This window comes from Vibrio sp. HM8-C, assembly GCF_058630515.1.
In genome coordinates this window covers 160,493-180,611 of the sequence record NZ_JBMMKS010000007.1, presented here as the reverse complement: position 1 = coordinate 180,611, position 20,119 = coordinate 160,493, and the positions used below count along the sequence as shown (strand labels likewise).

At 42.7% G+C, this 20,119-nt stretch carries 16 protein-coding genes; 13 read left to right on the top strand and 3 right to left on the bottom strand.

The features are described from left to right. The first annotated feature begins 2 nt into the window (after positions 1-2). From ACOSVQ_RS10515 to ACOSVQ_RS10475, 9 genes are all read left to right on the top strand, one after another. Entirely contained in the window at positions 3-1,298 is a 1,296-nt protein-coding gene (locus ACOSVQ_RS10515) for an anaerobic sulfatase maturase (protein ID WP_491982523.1), read from the top strand. Between the two features lie 148 nt (positions 1,299-1,446). Then, positions 1,447-2,430 (top strand): AAA family ATPase, encoded by a 984-nt coding sequence (locus ACOSVQ_RS10510; RefSeq protein ID WP_491982552.1) that lies wholly within the window; start codon positions 1,447-1,449, stop codon positions 2,428-2,430. A 5-nt stretch (positions 2,431-2,435) separates the two neighbouring features. Then, positions 2,436-3,386, top strand: a complete 951-nt coding sequence (locus ACOSVQ_RS10505; protein WP_491982522.1) for a DUF58 domain-containing protein — start codon at positions 2,436-2,438, stop codon at positions 3,384-3,386. Further along, the gene (locus tag ACOSVQ_RS10500; RefSeq protein ID WP_491982521.1) at positions 3,383-3,895 is read left to right on the top strand and encodes a DUF4381 domain-containing protein; all 513 of its coding nucleotides are present in this window, start codon (positions 3,383-3,385) and stop codon (positions 3,893-3,895) included. Before ACOSVQ_RS10505 ends, ACOSVQ_RS10500 begins: the two co-directional genes overlap by 4 nt. Then, positions 3,888-4,883, top strand: a complete 996-nt coding sequence (locus tag ACOSVQ_RS10495) for a VWA domain-containing protein (RefSeq protein ID WP_491982520.1) — start codon at positions 3,888-3,890, stop codon at positions 4,881-4,883. The genes ACOSVQ_RS10500 and ACOSVQ_RS10495 overlap by 8 nt, the downstream gene beginning before the upstream one ends. After that, positions 4,876-6,582, top strand: a complete 1,707-nt coding sequence (locus ACOSVQ_RS10490; RefSeq protein ID WP_491982519.1) for a vWA domain-containing protein — start codon at positions 4,876-4,878, stop codon at positions 6,580-6,582. Before ACOSVQ_RS10495 ends, ACOSVQ_RS10490 begins: the two co-directional genes overlap by 8 nt. Further along, positions 6,579-7,871 carry a BatD family protein gene (locus ACOSVQ_RS10485; RefSeq protein ID WP_491982518.1) on the top strand — a complete coding sequence of 431 codons (1,293 nt, stop codon included), beginning with the start codon at positions 6,579-6,581 and terminating at the stop codon, positions 7,869-7,871. Before ACOSVQ_RS10490 ends, ACOSVQ_RS10485 begins: the two co-directional genes overlap by 4 nt. Before the next feature lie 233 nt (positions 7,872-8,104). Then, positions 8,105-10,621: a bifunctional diguanylate cyclase/phosphodiesterase gene (locus ACOSVQ_RS10480; protein WP_491982517.1), complete on the top strand. Its 2,517-nt coding sequence runs from the start codon at positions 8,105-8,107 to the stop codon at positions 10,619-10,621. A 112-nt stretch (positions 10,622-10,733) separates the two neighbouring features. Further along, positions 10,734-11,717, top strand: a complete 984-nt coding sequence (locus tag ACOSVQ_RS10475) for an HAD family hydrolase (RefSeq protein WP_491982516.1) — start codon at positions 10,734-10,736, stop codon at positions 11,715-11,717. A gap of 118 nt (positions 11,718-11,835) precedes the next feature. Here ACOSVQ_RS10475 and ACOSVQ_RS10470 read toward each other — a convergent pair whose 3' ends face one another. From ACOSVQ_RS10470 to ACOSVQ_RS10460, 3 genes are read right to left on the bottom strand one after another with little or no spacing between them, the layout of a single operon-like run. Next, positions 11,836-12,591 carry a DeoR/GlpR family DNA-binding transcription regulator gene (locus ACOSVQ_RS10470; RefSeq protein WP_491982515.1) on the bottom strand — a complete coding sequence of 252 codons (756 nt, stop codon included), beginning with the start codon at positions 12,589-12,591 and terminating at the stop codon, positions 11,836-11,838. Continuing rightward, positions 12,588-13,574, bottom strand: a complete 987-nt coding sequence (gene pdxA, locus ACOSVQ_RS10465) for a 4-hydroxythreonine-4-phosphate dehydrogenase PdxA (RefSeq protein ID WP_491982514.1) — start codon at positions 13,572-13,574, stop codon at positions 12,588-12,590. Before pdxA ends, ACOSVQ_RS10470 begins: the two co-directional genes overlap by 4 nt. Beyond that, positions 13,571-14,869: a four-carbon acid sugar kinase family protein gene (locus ACOSVQ_RS10460; protein WP_491982513.1), complete on the bottom strand. Its 1,299-nt coding sequence runs from the start codon at positions 14,867-14,869 to the stop codon at positions 13,571-13,573. Before ACOSVQ_RS10460 ends, pdxA begins: the two co-directional genes overlap by 4 nt. Before the next feature lie 200 nt (positions 14,870-15,069). On the opposite strand from ACOSVQ_RS10460, the gene ACOSVQ_RS10455 reads away from it, so the two are divergent. The 4 genes from ACOSVQ_RS10455 to ACOSVQ_RS10440 all read left to right on the top strand — a co-directional run bounded on the left by ACOSVQ_RS10455 (position 15,070) and on the right by ACOSVQ_RS10440 (position 20,117). Then, positions 15,070-16,206, top strand: a complete 1,137-nt coding sequence (locus ACOSVQ_RS10455) for an iron-containing alcohol dehydrogenase (RefSeq protein WP_491982512.1) — start codon at positions 15,070-15,072, stop codon at positions 16,204-16,206. A 9-nt stretch (positions 16,207-16,215) separates the two neighbouring features. Then, entirely contained in the window at positions 16,216-17,091 is an 876-nt protein-coding gene (locus ACOSVQ_RS10450; protein WP_491982511.1) for a dihydrodipicolinate synthase family protein, read from the top strand. Positions 17,092-17,128: 37 nt separating this feature from the next. Continuing rightward, positions 17,129-18,127, top strand: coding sequence for a TAXI family TRAP transporter solute-binding subunit (locus tag ACOSVQ_RS10445; RefSeq protein ID WP_491982510.1), 999 nt, complete (start codon positions 17,129-17,131; stop codon positions 18,125-18,127). 109 nt (positions 18,128-18,236) lie between these two features. Beyond that, positions 18,237-20,117: a TRAP transporter permease gene (locus ACOSVQ_RS10440; RefSeq protein ID WP_491982509.1), complete on the top strand. Its 1,881-nt coding sequence runs from the start codon at positions 18,237-18,239 to the stop codon at positions 20,115-20,117. Positions 20,118-20,119: the final 2 nt, after the last annotated feature.

The following is a 20,119-nucleotide window of genomic DNA, read 5'->3' as shown; positions in this document are numbered from 1 at the left end:
AAATGACGAAAACTTCAATGCGCGCTTCAACAATGCTGGATGTAGTAGCGTTAAAGTCTGCATATAAAGATCTCAGTGATAAACCCCAATATCAACGCCGCTTTCACGTTATGGCAAAGCCCGGTGGAGCTAAATGTAACATTGACTGCCAATATTGCTTTTACTTGCATAAAGAAGATCTTCTTCATCAACCAAAACAACCCAAAATGGATGATGAAACCTTAGAAGCTTTTGTTAAGAGTTATATTGAGAGTCAAGATGGCGAAGAGATCGTCTTCTCTTGGCAGGGTGGTGAACCCACATTACTCGGTTTGGACTATTTCCGCCAAATCGTCACTTTGCAAAAGAAATATCAGCCAGCAGGCGTTCGTATTGAGAATGATCTGCAAACTAATGGTATTTTGCTCAATGACGAATGGTGTGAGTTTCTAGCACAGAAAAATTTCCTTGTTGGTCTGTCGATAGATGGCCCTGAAGAGATCCACAATAAATATCGTGTCACCCGCAGCGGTAAGCCAACGTTCCATTTGGTGATGAAAGCTGTCGAGACGATGAAAAAGCACGGTGTGCGATTCAATGCTTTGGTCACTGTCAACAACCACAACGTTAAACATCCACTTGAAGTGTATCGATTCCTGACTCAGGAGCTTGGAGTCACCTACATTCAATACAACCCAGTGGTTGAACCCAGTGATTTCAAAACAACGGCGCCACAGTTTTGGAACGATAGCATGATCCCAACCGTAGGCAGTGAACTGGCTAAGCCGGGGCATCCTATGTCGGTGGTAACGGATTGGTCTGTCGATGCTGATGACTGGGGACAGTTCCTGATTGCGACGTTTGAAGAGTGGGTGAACAACGATCTAGGGAGCGTGTTGGTTAACTTGTTTGAAACTGCGGTTGCTCAGGTCATGGGTAAACCAGCTCAGCTTTGTATTACCGCAGAGTTCTGTGGCAAAGGGCTCGCGATAGAACACAATGGTGATGTGTTTAGCTGTGACCATTACGTGTATCCAGAATACAAACTTGCCAACGTTAAAGACCGTCCATTAAACGAGATGGCTTTTTCTATCAGACAACAAGCCTTTGGCACGGCAAAACGAGACTCCTTACCTAAGTACTGTAGAGAGTGTCCATATCTCAATCTGTGTTGGGGTGAATGTCCGAAGAACCGACTACTAAAAACGCCTGACGGCGAAGAAGGGCTTAACTACCTGTGCCCTGGAATTAAAGCATTTTTCGATTACTCGCTACCGATTTTAACGGGTATTTCCGTATTGCTTGGCCAAAATCAGTAGCTTGGGTAAACGAATAGCTTAATTAAAATGTGGCTTAGACAAAGCGATTTATAACAAAACAAAATTTTAGATAACAAAGATTTGCTAGGAATAAATGATCCGTTTGGAAACTACTATCCGTTAGGAAACAGAAATGACAGTTGACGCTATGAATAATCAAGCCCACGCAGATGTGGTCAAATTATTAAACTATTTAGATTCACAAGTGGTAGGGCAACACTCGGTTGTGAAAGGCATCCTGCTTGGTTTACTCAGTAGTGGTCATGTACTGTTGGAAGGTTTGCCGGGCACAGCGAAAACTCGTTCGGTAAAAGCGCTGGCGAATGCATTAACCATCTCGTTTGGTCGTATTCAGTTTACTCCGGATTTGCTTCCGTCAGATGTTACAGGTACAGAGGTGCTTCAGGAATCCGAGGGTAAGTCATCACTGCACTTTCAACCGGGTCCTGTGTTTAACCAAATTGTTCTAGCCGATGAAATCAACCGAGCGCCAGCGAAAGTGCAAGCTGCGCTTTTAGAAGCGATGGCAGAAGGCACAATTACTGTTGCGGGGCAGACACACAATTTGCCGGAGCTGTTCATGGTGCTGGCAACACAAAACCCGATTGAGCAAGAAGGTACCTATCCTTTACCAGAAGCGCAGATGGACCGATTCCTTCTCAAAGTCTGTGTTGACTATCCTACTCACAGTGCTGAAAGAGACATCATTCGCTTAGTTCGTCAGGAAGAAGCGGGTGAGTCATTTTCAGCAAGCCGTGAACGCGTCACCATTTACCCTGCTTGTATTTCCCAAGCGAGAAAAGAAATCACCAAAATTGAACTGTCTGAATTGGTTGAAACTTACATCATCAATTTAGTGATGGCGACTCGCGAACCTGAGCTATACCCAGATTCAAAACTTGCTAACTGGCTTGCGATTGGTGCTAGCCCACGAGCTTCAATTGCGTTAGATAAATGTTCGCGTGCATTGGCGTGGTTAGAAGGGCGTGACCATGTGATTGTTGATGATGTACGCACCGTAGCGCCTATGGTTATGGGGCATCGATTAAGTCTCTCCTACGAAGCACTTGCCGACGGTATTAGCCAGCAAGATTTGGTGATGGAACTTCTGGATGTCGTCAATATTGGGTGATCACTATGATTGATAGGCAAGATTGCTTAGATCCCCGTATTTACGTTGACATCAAACAGCTCAACCGTACGCAAAGCCACGTATCCAACATTAACTTATTGGGCGCTCGTTATTCTCGCGCTCAAATGTCCGGTCGCTATCAATCTCATGCGCGAGGTCGAGGTTTAAACTTCGAAGAGTTACGCCATTATCAAAAAGGCGATGATATTCGTCAGATGGATTGGAAAGTGACGCAACGAACCGGTAAACCGCACGTTCGCAGCTACACCGAAGAAAAAGATCGCCAAATTATCCTGTGTGTTGATCAACGCAGTGCGATGTACTTTGGTTCGGTTAGCCATATGAAGTCCGTCGTGGCTGCTGAAATAGCTGCGTTGATGGGCTGGATGGCACTGGCGCAAAATGATCGAGTCGGTTTTCTTATCTGTGACTACCAAAGATTCCACTGGCGTTCTGCTAAACGTGGTGGCAAATCCTATCTGCTTGGGCTGAACGAGCTGGTTCAAGCTAACCAAAAGCTCAATGTTAAGGCGCAAAATGCCACTAGTGTGGGTATGAGTCACTGGCTTAAAGCGTTACAGGAGAAAAAGCTTAAATCGGCGACAATTATTATCATCAGTGATTTTATTGATGCTGATGAACAGACTCTGCGTCAACTTCAGTATTTGCATCAGCACAATGATGTGATCAGCGTTTTCGTTTCTGATCCGCTAGAATCGACGTTGCCGACGCAGAATCTAAATGCCCCTTGGGTTATTGGCGATGGCGAATTTCAGTTCTCTTTGCAGCAAGGTAAGCAGAGCGAGAAGGCATACGAAACTCTGCAACAGCGCCATGAAGAAAAACGTGACCAACTCAAGAAGCTGATGGCTGCACAGAAACTGCCTTGCATCGAGATTGGCACTCAGGGTGACCATTTTGTTGAACTCGCTAAGTATCTGGAGGTGATGAAGTGATCCCTAAACCGCCAGACAGTTACATGCTGAGAAACCTTCGTGATGTGGAACTGCCTGAAGTCTTCAGTTGGTTTCCTCAAACAATCGGGTGGCAAATCGTATTTATCTTGATAGTGCTGTACGCAGCATATCGAGGTTATCGCTACGCCAAACATTGGTGGAATAATCGTTACCGACAAGAAGCGATCGCCGCTTTGCAATCTCTTCAATCGGACGACATTAACTGGCCTTATAAAATGGTCAAGGTGGTTAAGGCTGTGTTGGTATATCTAGACAAACGCAATGCAGCTTTGTATGGCGTTAACTTGTTATCAAAAATGGATTCTTTTTCTCTATTGAATAATGCAGGTGCGACAGGGTCTGATTTTCGCCATGATCAAGCAATTCAACAATGGTTGGCGTGTACTGAGAACAGCAAATTGGACTATCCAGATTTTGACTATATGCGTGATCGTCTCGTTGTCTGGGTTAAAACACATCAAGCGATAGCTGAAGGTGAGCATGAGTAGTATTGAATTTGCGCATCCTTGGTATTTTTTAATACTGCCACTACCTCTGTTGGTTTACTGGCTAGTGCCTGCTTACCACAGCCGAGAAAGCGCAATCAAAGTGCCTTTTTTCTCTCAGATCCTTGAAGCATTAAACGAATCACCAAAGGAAGCGGCAGGTTTATTGACTTCACAATGGTGGCAAAAAGTTACGTTACTTATTTCATGGTTACTGATAGTGACTGCTTTGGCACACCCGAGCGTGTTGGGTGACGTGCAAACCAGAGAAGAGTTTGGGCGTGATGTGATGGTGGTAGTCGATTTATCAGGCTCAATGGCAGAGCAAGACTTCACTGTGGATGGAAAAAGTTTAACGCGTCTGCATGCGGCTAAACAGGTATTAGAGCAATTTGTGGCTAATCGAGAGGGCGACCGCTTTGGTTTGATTTTGTTTGGCGATTCAGCCTTTGTTCAAACGCCGTTTACAGCCGATCGAAATGTGTGGCTGAGTTTGCTCAATGAGTCTGATGTAGCGATGGCAGGGCAGAGTACGAACCTCGGTGATGCAATGGGGCTTGGCATCAAAGTATTCGAACAGAACTTAGATCCAGAGCAGCAAAAAGTGATGATAGTGCTAACTGACGGTAATGATACTGGCAGTTTTGTTGAACCTATTGATGCTGCCAAAATTGCCGCAGCAAAGGGCATCAAAATTTATATGATTGCGATGGGTGACCCTGAAAGTGTGGGTGAGCAGCCACTCGATATGAACGTGATTGAGCGAGTTTCAGCTCTCACTAAAGCCCGTTCATTTACAGCTATAGACCAACAAGCGCTGAGCGATGCTTACAAGCTGATTGATGAGTTAGAGCCGCAAACTTACAGCATGGCGACGTATCGACCTAAGATCAGCCTGCATCATTATCTGATAGTTGTTTTGGTTGTTCTACATCTGCTGGTGTTTGGTGCTCTCACTATAAAACGACTACGAGAGGTGCCAAATGAGTGATTGGCAGCTTGAATGGCAATATGTTTTGCAGTTTCATTTTTTACGCCCTTGGTGGTTATTAACGTTAATACCATTGGCGATCATTTTTTATCTACGTTGGAAAGTGAGCGCGGACGAAAATCGCTTTGCCTTTTTCCCTGCTCATTTACGTAATGCATTGACAGTGCAGAGTTCAGGGTGGAGCAATCAACTGCCGCTTAAAATGCTGAGCCTGTTACTCATTCTTTCGGTTTTGATTTGTGCAGGACCGGCATGGCAAAGGCAAGCATCCCCGTTTGGTGAAGATTCTGCATCACTAATGATTTTGCTCGATAACAGCGAAAGCATGCAGCAGAAAGATGTAGCGCCAAGCCGGCTCGAACGCGCTAAACATAAAATTACCGATTTAACACAGCTTCGCGCTGGTGGAAAAACCGGTCTCATGGTGTATGCGGGCAGTTCACATGTAGCAATGCCATTAACCAAAGATAATCAGGTTATTTTTCCTTACTTATCTGCTTTGAGTCCCGATATTATGCCCCGCGCAGGCAAAGCGCCTCAAACAGCGTTGCCTTTGTTAGCGCAGCAGATTGAAGCCAACAAAGGAAACACTATTCTTTTGGTGACCGATGGTGTGGATGGCAACACAGCAAATGACTTTGCGCGTTATTTTGGAGCTCGTCCTTATCAGTTACTCATTCTTGCTGTAGGGAATCCTGACGCTGCAGCAGAGTCACCGATGGATATCGCTTCGTTGCAAACCTTAGCTGCAAATACCAATGGAAAACTGATTGAAATGAGTATTGATGATGCAGATGTGGCGCAACTCAATAGCCAAATTGAGCGTTTCATGTTGATCAACAGTGATTCTTCAATGCCTTGGCAGGATGAAGGGTATCGCTTGTTATATCCTTTGGTCTTACTGATGTTGCTGTGGTTTAGAAAAGGCTGGCTGGTTAAGTGGAGCCTAGTGTTGGTAGTGAGTATGCCCTTACTTATGCCCGAATCTGCCAATGCTGCGGGTATGGTAACGAGTAAGTCAGAATCAACTTCTACCATAGAACAACCAACGATTTGGGACAAAACAGAACAGTGGTGGATGGATTTGTGGTTAACGCCCGATCAACAAGCGCAGAGATTGTTTAATCGTGGTGATTACAAGCAAGCGGCTGCACATTATCAAAAGCCATTAAATAAAGGTATTGCTTACTACTACGCTGGGGAATTCAAACTGGCTCATTCTGCCTTTATGCAAGATAACACACCGCAAGGTTTTTATTATGCTGCCAGTGCGTTAGCCAGACAGCGTGAGTATGTGGCTGCTCGCGCTCTGTTAAGGCAGTTGAACGAATTACCTGAGCTTGAAAGCACTCTAAAAGAGAATATCGCTTATAACCTCAAAGTGATTACTGGGCTTATTGATGAAATCGATGACATGAGTAAATCCCAAGCCAACAGTATGGATATGGATCAGGAAGTCTCGATTGAGTTGCCGGATAACCAGCCACAAACGGCTGATGGCGCGGATGAAAATACCTCTGAAGATCAAATGAAAAAGCAGCAGCTTAGTGCTGAGCAAATTTTAGGTGACCCTAAATTGGCGGAAGTATGGTTAAAACGAGTAGAGGCAGACCCTAGTCGCTTCTTGCAGTCTAAATTTCAGATTCAATACAACCAAGCGGGATCATTAGCGCCGGGAGTCGAGGAAACGAAACAATGATTAACTCTGCTCACATTTCTCCTCAAATACGTTCACTTGCAGTCATACGCACTATTTTGCTTATTTGTTTATTGGCAATAAATGGAGTCGTATTAACGCTGAGTGGAGTGGCTCATGCGGATGAATCGCAACCTACTCAAGTGACCGTGCGTAGCTGGCTTGGCAGTAAGCCAACAGATGAGTTGCAAGTTTTCTCACCGACTCAGCAAATTATCCTTAATATCGAAGTGTCTACTAACACTTGGTATACCGCTGGGACAAAGATTTCAGCGTTAGAGATACCGGATGTGCTAGTTAAGCGCCGTAACTCATTTGCTGTGAACTCGACAGTGCGTGAAAAAGGGCAAACGTGGTCTCGACAACTGTGGGAGGTAGTTCTCTACCCGCAGAAGAGTGGTGATTTTACTGTTCCAGCTGTGTCTTTAGACGTACAAGTTTCGGGTAGCAATGGCGAAAAGCAGCAGGTGAAATTGGCAACGCCACCACAGAAATTTCGAGTTGAGATCCCGAGCGCTGAATTGGGTGGAACACAATCTTGGTTTGCTGCAAGTGATGTGACGGTGAAACAAGAGTGGCTAACTTCATCTGAAGATCCAAAAGTAGGAGACGCTATCACTCGTGTGATAGAGATTCAGGCACAGGACTCACTGTCGGTATTACTGCCGACTATGATGACAAACTCTGTCAATGATGCTTGGCAGGGCTACTTGAATCCTCCCAAACTGGTTGATACGCAAAGTCGTGATGGCTACATTTCAAAGCGTAAAGATAGCCTCACCTATGTGTTACAGCAGGGTGGTGATATTCATTGGCCAAGTATAGAAATTTGGTGGTGGAATACCAAAGCTCAAAGTTTGGAAAAGGTCTCCATCGAAGGTTACAAAGTTCATGTGAAACACACATTCGCCTCATGGCTAAAAGCCTATCGCTACGTATTAATCAGTTCACTGATTTCTGCACTTGTGCTGGTATTTATCCTATTTGCTACGCGCCGCTATTACCGTACTCATCCTTCACCTCAGTGGGTAAGCTATTACTTAGCCGTTTTAAAAGGACGGTGGCCAGTTGCGCGTACTCTATTGTACAAAAAGGCTCGCTCAACGACAGGGAACATAGTGATGAACGAAACTCTGCAAAGCAAAAAGTTACAAGACAAAGTATCGCTAATGCAGAAACAGGAACCGAACCGCAGACTAATGATCCAACTTTGGCGAAATATAAAGCGTAAAGCAAAACGGGATAAGTTTATTTCTAAAGCATTACCTGAATTAGACAGCATCAATAAGTAATATTTATGTTGATGAATTAATCTCTGATTATGATTTGTAATTATCTATATACAAACCTTTTCAATATATCTAAAAATAATGGACATCGTGTGTCAGTCATTTCTGTATTTTTTATATTCGTGATGTGTACAAATTTTTGATTTATTCACAGCCATAGAATAAAGGTTCTATTAAATGGCTTCTTATAGGCCAAAGTACTCAAAGTCAGTGACAATATTCAACTAGTAAGCCCTATGAAAAGAAGCCTGAAGTCTGCCATTCTTATCCCATTTGTTATCATATTTTTCATTACCTTTATTGGTATCTCTTCTGTTCAATTGTATAAGTTTGAACAGCGGCTAGGTGTCATGGGGCAAAAGAAAATGTTGTCCATTACTAATAGCATCAAGCTTAAGTTAGATCATTTTCTAAAAGAGCCTTTGCATCTAGGAATGACGATCGGCAGCCTAATTACGGCAGACTCTTCGAAAAATACGCATGATTTATCGAATGTACAACACTACCTTCGTTCAACTATTTCAGATGTTTATCATCAACTTCCTCAAATTGATGTGATTGGTTTTGGAACGGATTCAGCTGAGTACGTTGGCTTTCGAAAGGCCGAAGACAATCAGAGTCATTTGATATTAAAAGACGCTCGAACGGATGGGAAGATGACCTTCTTTGAAGGAGACTCAACCGACAGTGATACAGTCATGACGGTGAACAATTTCGACCCTAGAGAAAGGCCTTGGTATCTTTCTGCACTTCAAGCAAGCAGTCCTGTTTGGTCAACGGTTTATAACAGTATTGATATATATAATAAAACCAACGCCACTATTTCAGCTGTTATTCCAATTACAAATTATGCTAGTGATGTAGATGGTGTTTTATCTTTAGATATTAGTATAGATACATTGGCTGATTTTATGTTTGATTTGAAAAATAACTACAATGTGATGGTTTATATTTTCAATGACAACGGAGAAATTATTTCTCATTCAGGTTCGGATAATATTGATAACTTTAGTTATCAACGTAATGTCTCTCGATTAAGTGCTGCGATTGATCCTGTGGTGATTAAAAGCCTTAGACATATGTCGACATTTGATTTTAATAAGTTAGACGATTCGATTAGCTATGAAACGAACGTTTCTGGGGAGACTTTTTATAACAGTGTCACCCCTTACATTACGGTAAATGATAAGGACTTTCGTTGGTATATAGGTGTGTCCGTTTCTAAAGAATCTATGTTTGAGGAGACTCTGGAAAACCGAATTTTGAGTTGGCTGATTGGTATTGTGATATGTGCGATAGGCTTACTTTTAGTGGCAGCTTACATAAAAAGAATCATACTCCCTATCGAGCTCACCATCTCAGCCGCAAATAAACTCGCATCGGGTCATAAGATTGGCAAGATTGCTAAAGGCAGTAACATCAAAGAAATACAAATGTTGGTTATGAGCTTTAACCGTATGTCGGTGAAAATCGACAGAACGATTAGCAAACTGAAAAATCAAGCGTATGTTGATGATTTGACAGGGCTACACAGTAAAGCCGGTTTGGTTGATAGCTATAAAAACATAGATAATCGCCACGGTACTTTGTTTGTGTTCAGTATTAGTGCTTTTAAGAACATCAACGACTCGCTCGGGTATGACAAAGGTGACAAAGTATTGAAAGAAGTGGCCTGCCGGTTGCTCAAATTCACCGAAGAAGGCAGCCTGATTGCTAGAATTGATGGCGGTAAGTTTGCTTTACTTTCTCCAAGGGAGCTGGATTTCAGACAGTCTAAAACCTATGCAAAGAGCATTAAGCAGTTTTTAACTGAAAGTTTAGTGATTGATGGGGTGGAAGTTGCATTCAGAATCTCTGTCGGCGTAGTAACTGATACTCAGGTGTATTCTGGTATCGAGCAGTGTTTAAGAAATGCCAGTGTCGCATTGTCAAATGGCCAAAAAGGGCAAGGACGTATATTCCACTTTAGTAGCGAAATGCTAAAGAAAATTGAGCATAAAACTCAGATGTGTGCCGATATTAAACATGGTATCGAGAATCACGAATTTGTTCCCTTTTATCAACCTATTGTCGATTTGAAATCAGGCAAAGTCGTTGGTGCTGAAGCTCTGGCTCGCTGGATGTCACCTAAGCTTGGTATGGTTGCGCCAGATAAATTCATTCCAATTGCTGAAGAGAGTGGTTTTATAGACCAACTGGGTGAATTGATCCTGCTTCAGGCTTGCTCAGATATTACAAAAGGTATTGCTGAAGGCAAATGGTCTTCTGATTTCAAAATGCACGTCAACATATCCGTGTTGCAACTTTCCCGTTCGTCATTCTTGACGACGTTGCAAGATATTATGAACAGCACTCGTGTAAACCCGAAAAACCTATCTCTGGAGATTACTGAATCTGGTCTTGCGGAAAACAAGGGTATATTCAATCGCAATTTAGAAGCGATTATTGCGATGGGAATTCATGTTTCCATTGACGATTTTGGCACAGGTTACAGTTCACTTTCGTATCTGCAAGAGCTGGATTTTGATTGTCTCAAGATTGATCGTGCGTTCGTCAGTACCTTAACAGAAGACAACGTCGACTCTTCGTTGACAGCGATGATTCTCAATATCTCTAAAACTATTGATACCTACGTAGTGGCTGAAGGGATAGAAACGGAAACTCAAGCTAAGCTACTAAGTAGTCTCAATTGCCAGCTTGGACAGGGGTATTTCTTTGGCAAACCTACTCCTTATTCTAATTGGAGCTACTAGCTCAAACAGTTAAAAGCAATTGGTTGTATATACAATATGGCAATCGGTGCTATTGTGTTAACCACTAGTCCAAAGTGCTGGTGGAATAATAATTATCAGTAAGGAGAACGTCGTGAAATTGGCTCACTTAAAAAAATATGCTCTAGCTATATTGTTAAGCTTGGCTTCTCTCAATCTTGCTTGGGCAGCCAAAGATCCATTGCCGTCTTGGAACTCTGGCCCATCGAAAACAGCGATTATCAACTTTGTTCAATCGGTAACAAAAGCCGATTCACCGGATTTTGTTCCAGTTGCGGAACGTATCGCAACGTTCGATAACGACGGAACACTATGGTCTGAACAACCTATCTATTTCCAAGTGCAGTTTGCACTTGATCGAGTAAAAGCATTAGCACCTTCCCATCCTGATTGGCAGACTGAAGAGCCATTTGCGAGTGTGTTGAAAGGCGATATCAAGAACCTGCATACCGAAGATCTTATGAAAGTGTTGTACGCCACTCATACTGGTATGAATACGGAAGAGTTTGATGCTATTGCTAAAGAGTGGATTGCAACAGCGAAACACCCAATCACAGGTAAGAAATACACAGACATGGTTTTCCAACCGATGCTCGAACTGCTTGATTACCTACGTGCAAATGACTTTAAAACGTTCATCGTTTCAGGTGGCGGTACGGGCTTCATGCGTGCTTGGGTTGAATCTGTGTACGGTATTCCGCCGGAGCAGGTGGTTGGTACCACCTTCAAAACTGAGTTTGTTATGAACAACGGAGTACCAGAGATCAAACGATTACCAGAAATTTTGGTTAATGATGATAAAGAAATGAAAGCGCTGGAAATTTACGAGCGCATTGGTCGTCAACCGATTGCCGCTTTTGGCAACTCCGACGGTGATTTAGCTATGTTGCAATGGACATACGCAGGCGAAGGCTTACGTTTCCCTATGTACATCCACCATACCGATGAGAAACGCGAATTCAAGTATGACCGTGAGTCGCATGTAGGTCGTTTGGATAAAGGTTTGGACGAAGCAAAAGCGAAAGGTTGGACTGTCGTGGATATGGCGAAAGAGTGGAAAACCATTTATCCAAACTAATGTTATCTGAACGAATGCTATCCAAGCTACTGCTATACAAACTGATCGCACCTGCTAGTGAAAATGTGCAGTAATAGAAAGAAATAAGAAGCCGCAATTGAAGAGATTGCGGCTTTTTTTATACGACGATTAACTCGATATTTTTTGAACGAATTTTTGATTGAATTTCGTCATCGAGGTTGGTGTCTGTGATTATTTGGGTGGTATCAACCAAATCACATGCCTTATACAGAGAATAAGCACCGTATTTCGAGCTGTCCGCAATCAGGACTTTCTTGTTGGCGTTAAGAATAATGTCGCGCTTTAACGCTGCTTTTTCGTCTGTCGGTGTAGTTACGCCTTTTTCTAAACTCCAGCTATTGCAGGTTAAAAATGCGATGTCTGGGTTTATTGAGCGTAACAATTGTCTACCGTGCTCGCCAATGGTGGATTGGCTGCTGTGGTCGACAGTACCGCCTGTAACAATGACTTCAATCTGCTTAAATTCAGACAAGAACAGTGCAATATGCAGGTCAACCGTAATCACTCTGATCGGCAAATGAATAAGGTGCTTAACCAGTGCCATTGAAGTTGTACCCGCATCGAGTACCACTGAGTCTCCAGCTTGAACTAATGCTGCTGCCGTTTCTGCAATGTTCTGTTTCTCACGCATACTGCGCAGCATTTTTTCATTGGTGGTTGGCTGATTCGCAACGAATCGGTTTAATGAGACACCGCCATGAGTTCGAGTGATGACACCTTGTTCATCAAGTTTGATCAAGTCGCGGCGAATAGTGGCGGGAGATGCCGCCACAACTTTCACTAAGTCATCGACTGTCACCAAGTTATGGTGTTTAAGGTATTCAATTATCTGCTCAACGCGGTGATTTTTCATACATTGCTCAATTTGACCGCCAACTCGACGGATTTAACCATACTTTCTGGGTTCGCCTTACCTAACCATGCAATGTCAAACGCAGTGCCATGGTCTGCTGAGGTACGGAAAAACGGTAACCCGGCCGTGATGTTAACACCATCGTAAAAGCCCATCAATTTCAACGGGATGTGACCTTGGTCGTGGTACATAGCGACAACGATATCGTACTGACCTTGAGAGGCCTGTAAGAACACGGTATCTGGCGGACAAGGGCCATAAACATCCAAACCTTCTTGCTTCATGGTTTCGATACAAGGGTTTAAAATTTCGATCTCTTCATGGCCAAATAGACCATTTTCGCCAGCATGTGGGTTCACGCCTGCAACAGCAATTTTTGGTTTAGCAAAACCTGCTTTTTTCATGAATTCGTCGGCGATTTTAATAACAGTATTTACTCGAGTTTTGTTGAGTGTCTGTAAAAATTTAAGTAATGCAATGTGAGTGGTTACATGGATAACGCGCAAAGTGTCAGTGTAAAGAACCATTGCGTAATCTTTCGTATTTGTAAGTTTTGCAAGCAGCTCCGTATGACCAGGGTAGTGGTGACCTGCTAGATGTAATGCTTCTTTATTCAAAGGCGCAGTTGCAATAGCACTAATTTCGCCTTTTAATGCCAGTGCAGTCGCCGTTTCTATACAGCGGTATGCAAGATCACCCGCTTGCGCTTGTACTTTACCGAACTCAAAATTGTCTAGGTCAGCTAAAGGCGTATCAAGAACGTTCACGATTCCTGATTCAAACTGAGCTTCGCTGACTTTGTTGATGATGTTGATTTTTTGTGGCTTAGCCAATTTTTTATCGATCACCATTTGAAGAATTTCTGCACTGCCAATCACAACGCAATTGGTTCCGGACAGAGAATCTGTTTCGAGTGCTTTAAGAATGATTTCAGGCCCTATCCCTGCAGGATCGCCCATTGTGATACCAATGACACCTTTCATTGTCTGACCTCTTTATGTAATTGTTGAATAACTTGGGAAAAAGTAGCGGGTTCGCCAAAGCCACCAGCTTTAGTAAAAATGGGGAACGGAGTGAAAGTGCTGTTCAATGTTCCCCAAGGGACACAACCTGCAACTCTGCCTCCTATCTGATAAGAGGAAGCTCCTAAGTGTTGAGCGGTAGCGATAGCAATATCGCCACCACATAGAATCATTCCACCGATATATGCGTTCGCTGTTTTGATGATTTGAGAAGCAAAGGAGGCAAGGCATTCACGAACATGTTCTGCAAGCTGTTGTTGGCTAAGTTCATGTTGCTCAGCAATGGCTTTTAGCTCGTGTCTCAGTTCGACATTCTTGCAGCTGCGAACCACACAGTTCGAACCTTGCTTTAATACTTCAATGGCTTGGTCAGACTTTGTCTCAAGATAGCTTGTCCAATCAGGTGATAGCAGTTTCTCAAGCTCTAGGTCGATGACTTCGGCGTCTTTGTTATCAAGCAAATATTGAGACTGTTTTAACGTCATTTCACTCATCGAACCAATCACGGCCAGTACTGGTGCAGGGCTATGTCTAAGCTCTGTCAGAGGAGAGGATTTCTGAGCGACAAGTGAATAAGTTAACTCACCGGTAGTCACGAATACCGTAGGAACATTGAGTTGACTTGCAGCATGGTAGAGATCAAAGAGATCGGTATGAGATTGCGCATCACATACGATAATTTTGGCACCTGAATCATAAAGTTGAGCAAAATTTTGTGCATGTTGCTCACTATTGACGTCTGCTAGCAGATATTCGATCGTAGCAGCGTTAGTTTGAAGCTCAATGATATCTTTGATTCTTGAAGAGCGAATCGGTGATTTAGGATCGGATGCAAACTCTGTTTCAGACAGTGGAACATCGTTGACGTAGCATAGCCCACCAACGGTTTTTCTTTTCGCATTGGGAGCGGCAATCGCAACAATGGATAGTGCATAACCTGTTGCCAATAGCGCTTGAATTTCGCTTCCGATGTTTCCACGTAGCGTTGAGTCAACTTTCTTTATTAATAAAGGTTGTTTCTGTGCAAGCTGAAGATTGATGGACGTGTTGGCTAATTGATCTTTAGCTTCGTTGCTTGCCAAATCTCGGGAATTGGTACAGATGACACCAACACTTGAGTTGTTGTCATGACTGATCTCATCCGTAAGTAATACCTGCGTAACAATACCAGATGACGCAAGTGCGACACCTATATCGTTTGCCCCTGTAAAATCATCGGCAACTATATAGCGAGGTATGTTAATTCCTTCCTTCATAGCGACATCTGTACTCCAAGATTTATCGACTTCAGTTATTCTAATCAAAAAATCATTAAAATAAAGCAATTTTTGATTAAATTTAATCATTATGATTATTTGTGAGCTAAATCCCGCATTTGAATCTGGCTTTTATGTATAAATATGATTGTTTAATGACGATGATGATTGAATTTAATCAATCAAAGTAGGGGAAAGGAATGAACATCTTTACAACAGTGATTAGTGGCGGCATCGAACAGATGTACCAAGTTTTGTCTAATGATCAGCACTTATTGATTATGACTGATAGCAATGTCATCAAGCTCGATAAGGTTCAGTCACTTGTTTCATCACTGGAAAAGCAAGGTTATCAATATACACTAGTCAGCGATTTGCCTGCAGAGCCAACCAACCATGATGTGGAAAGCTTGATTGATAAGTTACCGGCTGAGGTTGGTGTCGTTGTCGGGATTGGTGGCGGAAGTGTATTGGATATATCAAAACTCATCTCAGTACTTTACGCTTCAAACACTGATCACTTAGATAATTTCAATCGTCTATTAGAAGGTGAAAAGCCTGCTGCAAGAATTCCTCTCGTTCTTGTTCCAACAACCGCAGGGACAGGCGCTGAAGCAACACCGAACTCAATTATCGCGCTTCCAGAAAAAGCCACAAAAGTTGGTATTATTTCCCCTGTGATGTTGCCGGACTACGTAGTTTTAGCCCCAGAATTGACGACATCAATGCCGCCGCATATTACGGCTTCTACTGGAATTGACGCACTTTGCCATCTCATCGAATGCTATACAGCAAGTGTTGCGAACCCTGTTGGGGATAATTATGCCTTGATTGGTATGCAGAAATTCTTCTCAAACATTGAGCAAGTGATTGAGAAACCTCATGACTTAATGGTGCGTTTAAACCTACTGTGGGCTTCGTACTACGGTGGCGCTTCAATTTCTCACTCTGGAACGCACTTGGTGCATGCGCTCTCTTATCCGTTGGGTGGCAAATATAAAATCCCACATGGTTTAGCGAACTCATTACTGCTTGTACCAGTAATGAAGCATATCTACAGCCACTGTGAAGAAAAATTAGCCAATGTTTATCGCTTACTTCCTGCAGCTGACCTCTCGCTATCAGAATCTGCCATGGCAGCTGAACTGGTTAAATATCTTGAGCTGTTAGTAATAAAGCTCGGCTTACCGACGCGTTTAAATGCAATTGGTATTGAGAAGCATCAGCTTCCTGAGCTGGCAGAAAGTGCGATGCAAGTAACACGATTACTCAACCATTCTCCGGTAAAAGTTTCACAGCAAGATGTGTTGGAACTTTATCAAAGTATTACAGATTAAGGACAAGCTATGACAACCCCAATTACAGGTCCACATGTTGCGATTGTTACGCCATTTGACGCTCAAGGATCGCTAGATGAAGAAGCACTAAGATTTCAAGTTCGTCGCCAAATATCAAACGGAAACAAAGTGTTCTGTAACGGAACCAATGGTGAGTTCTTTGTCTTGAGTGATGAAGAAAAGCGTCGAGTAACCGAAATTTGTTTGGATGAAGCTAAGAGCAGCGATCTAGTCGTCACACATATCGGCGAGACACATTTGGCGCAAACTATCGCTCACGGTAAAGACGTTGCCGCAATGGGAATTAAAGCGGTATCTGTTATTACTCCTTGGTTTTCAGCATTGCGAGCGAACGAGTTAGTACGTTATTACCAACAAGTCGCTGATGCAGTTCCTGTTCCTGTTTATCTCTATAACATTCCAGCGCGTACAGGTAACACTATTACACCTGAAGTCGCAGCTGAACTTGCTAAACATCCAAACATTTACGGCATTAAAGACAGTGCGGGATCGTTGGAAAGCTTGCAAGGATTTCTTTCTGTTAGCAACGAAGCAGAAAATTTCGATGTTTTAACAGGACCTGATTCTTTAATTCTTACTGGTTATCAACTGGGCTGCGTGGGATGCATTTCTGGAATTGCCAATATCGTACCTGATTTGGTTAACCAAGTTTATCGCGGCTTTAAACAGGATGAGCAGGGTTTGGCTAACAAGGCTCAAGAAAGAATTAACTATTTAAGATCAACGCTGTATCCAATCGCTTTTGCTCCGGCGGTTGTGAAGAAAATGATGAATTTACTGGGTGAGAAGGTTGGTGAAAGCCGTTATCCAGTTCATTTTACGGAGGAAGAAACCGAAAAAATGTTATCGATGTATAACGGATAAATAGCGTTAGAAATATTAATAATAAGGATACCCTACAATGTTAAATAAACACTTTAAATCTGCTTTTAAAACCGCTGTATTGTGTTCCACATTAGTCGCTGGTGTTGCTCATGCGGCATCTACGGCAAGTATCATTTCACAACCACCAGGCAACGGTTGGTATACATACGGTACAACATTTTCTCAACTGATTCCTAAAGCGACCAAAGACGAATACAAAATTAAGCTTATTCCTCGTGGGGGCGGTATGACAAACCCTGTGGTAGTTAACGAAGGTAAAGCAGATTTTGGTTTTGCTACGTCGAACGCAGCAGTTTGGGCTCGTGACGGTCTAACGGATATTTATCAAGGTCGTACTAACAAAGAACTAAGAATGGTTCTAGATGATGTTCAGCAAGCGTATACCATTACAGTTGCTCGTAAAGGCTGGGTTGAACAGACTGGTAACGATACTTGGGAAAAAATCATCAACGCAGATAAAGTCATTATTGCGATGAAGCCTACTGGCTCTCAAGTTCCAATTATTGCTGATTACATTTTTAAATCTCTTGGTACTGATTTTGAAACTCTTAAAAATCAGGGAAAAATCGTTCAAATGGGTAGCGGTCAGGCTAGCCAAATGATGCGCGACAACGCAATCGACGTATATATCGATAACGTTCCTGCAATGCATCCAAACCTAACAGAAATGACGTTAACGAGTGACGTTACCTATATCCCTTATTCTAAAAAGACACTAGAAGATCTAGCGAAAGTTGGTTTACCTACTGGAACAATGCCTGCTGGTACTTATGATGATCAAACTGCAGATTACATTAACCCAGTCAGTGCTACGGTATTCCTAACTAACTCAAAAGTAAGTGACGATGTGGTTTATAACGTGACTAAATCACTAATTGAAAATCAAGCTGAGATTAAAAAGACACATGCTCCTCTAAAATTCTGGCATCCAGAAACCATTGGTTCACATGACAAACTCGTAGAGCTACACCCTGGTGCACTGAAATATTACCGTGAGCAAGGTTGGCTTAAATAAGTTTTAGTCATAAGGACAACCCAAGAGATGTATGCACGGATTCCCGCATACATCTCTTACCAAGAGTCTTATAGGTAGAGCCCGTTGGTTCGGTAAGTAGGATATAGCTATGAAATATCGTCATTTTATGAACACTATAACGGCAGTGATTAGTATTGCTTATTTAGTGTTTTTACTTAGACAGTTCTTTTTTCCGGTTTCACCACTGACTGCTGCAAGTATTCATGTATACATGGCAACAGCACTGGTTTTATGTTTCCAGCCTTTAGAGTTCAAAAATCAATCCCTTCTGTATTTAGGAAGAGTTGTAAACCTTATTTTTGTCGGGTTAACGTTAACCGTTGTTTATCACTACTATACCGCGATTCCACGTTTGGAGACTCGATTAGAGATGATAGATGACGTACTTTTCGCAGATAAATATGCATTCAGTGTTGGTCTGTTAATGCTATTTGAAGCAGTAAGACGTTCTGTTGGTTTATCATTGTTATCAGTTGTTATTGTTTTCGTTATATATGGTTTCTTTGGGCCATCTTTCCCAGGATGGACTGCTTTTGACGGATTCGATATGGACACAATGACTGAGCTAATCAGTATGCAAGCTGATGGCTTGTTTGGTATTACTGCAAGTACGGCCATTAACTTTGTATTTTTCTTCGTAATGTTCGGTTGCGTATTCACAATGACAGGTGGTGGCAGTGTTTTCATCGACTTAGCAATGAAAGCCACAGCTTCTTTAACTGGTGGTGCAGCGAAGATGTCACTACTCGGTTCAGCACTATTTGGCATGGTTAGTGGTTCGGCAGTTGCCAATACGACGTCGACTGGTGTTCTTACTATTCCAATTATGAAACGCTCTGGTTATACGAAAGAACAGGCGTCTGCGACGGAAGCTATTGCATCGACTGGTGGTCAGTTAATGCCTCCAATCATGGGTATAGCAGCATTTGTGATGGCCGATATGCTTGGCATTCCATACGCTGAAATTGCCGCGGCTGGCATTATTCCTGCGACCGCTTTCTACTTTGCGCTATTCGTCATTATTGATTTAAGAGCTCGTAAAACAGGTGTGGGTAACATTGCGAAAGAAGATCTGCAATTTGAGCCTATTATGCCTCGTCTTCATTTGCTAATTTCACCAGTATTTTTGGTCATTGCTCTGATTTCTGGTTACTCAGCGCCTTATGCTGCATTCGTTGGTACTGTGTTTGCCTTAGCAGCTCCATTGCTACGTAAGAACACTCGTTACAGCTACAAAATTATTTACCCGATGGTAATGGATATTGCTAAGCAGATGTCTTGGGTTTCAGTACCCCTCGCATCTGTGGGTATCATTATGGTGCTCGCAACTCAATCTAATTTAGCCTTCAAGTTTGTAGAAATACTAAGCTCCGTTGGACAAGATAATCTCTATTTATCGCTGATTATGGTGATACTTGGTTGTGTCATTATGGGGATGGGATTGCCGACCGTTGCAGCTTACATTATAGGTTCTATTATTTTCGCTCCAGCACTAGTTTCAATGGGAGTAGATGTCCTAGCGGCAAACATGTTTATCATGTACTACTGCGTGCTATCAATGGTTACACCGCCTGTAGCACTTTGTGCATACGCAGCATCCGCCATCGGACATGCAGACTCATCTAAGACGGGTTTTATTGCGTTCTCATATGCACTCGTTATTTTCCTAATTCCATTCAGCTTCATTACTGACCCTGTAGTACTTTGGCAAGGTAGTTGGTATATGATACTTGTGGCATTTATGGGTATGTTAATGGCGACATTCTGCTGGGCGGTGTTCTTGCAAGGTTGGCTGAAGAAAAACCTGAACGTCTTTGAGCGAGTTCTGTTCCTAGTAGCGAGTCTAGGGATTGTTCTTGACAACTCGGCAACACCACTTTGGTTCTTGTTCCTGGCTGTGGCGGCAGGATTAATTGTCTGGTGCTGGAAGTCTTCACCAAGCAAAGTTCCAAGCGTAACTTTAGTTTAATT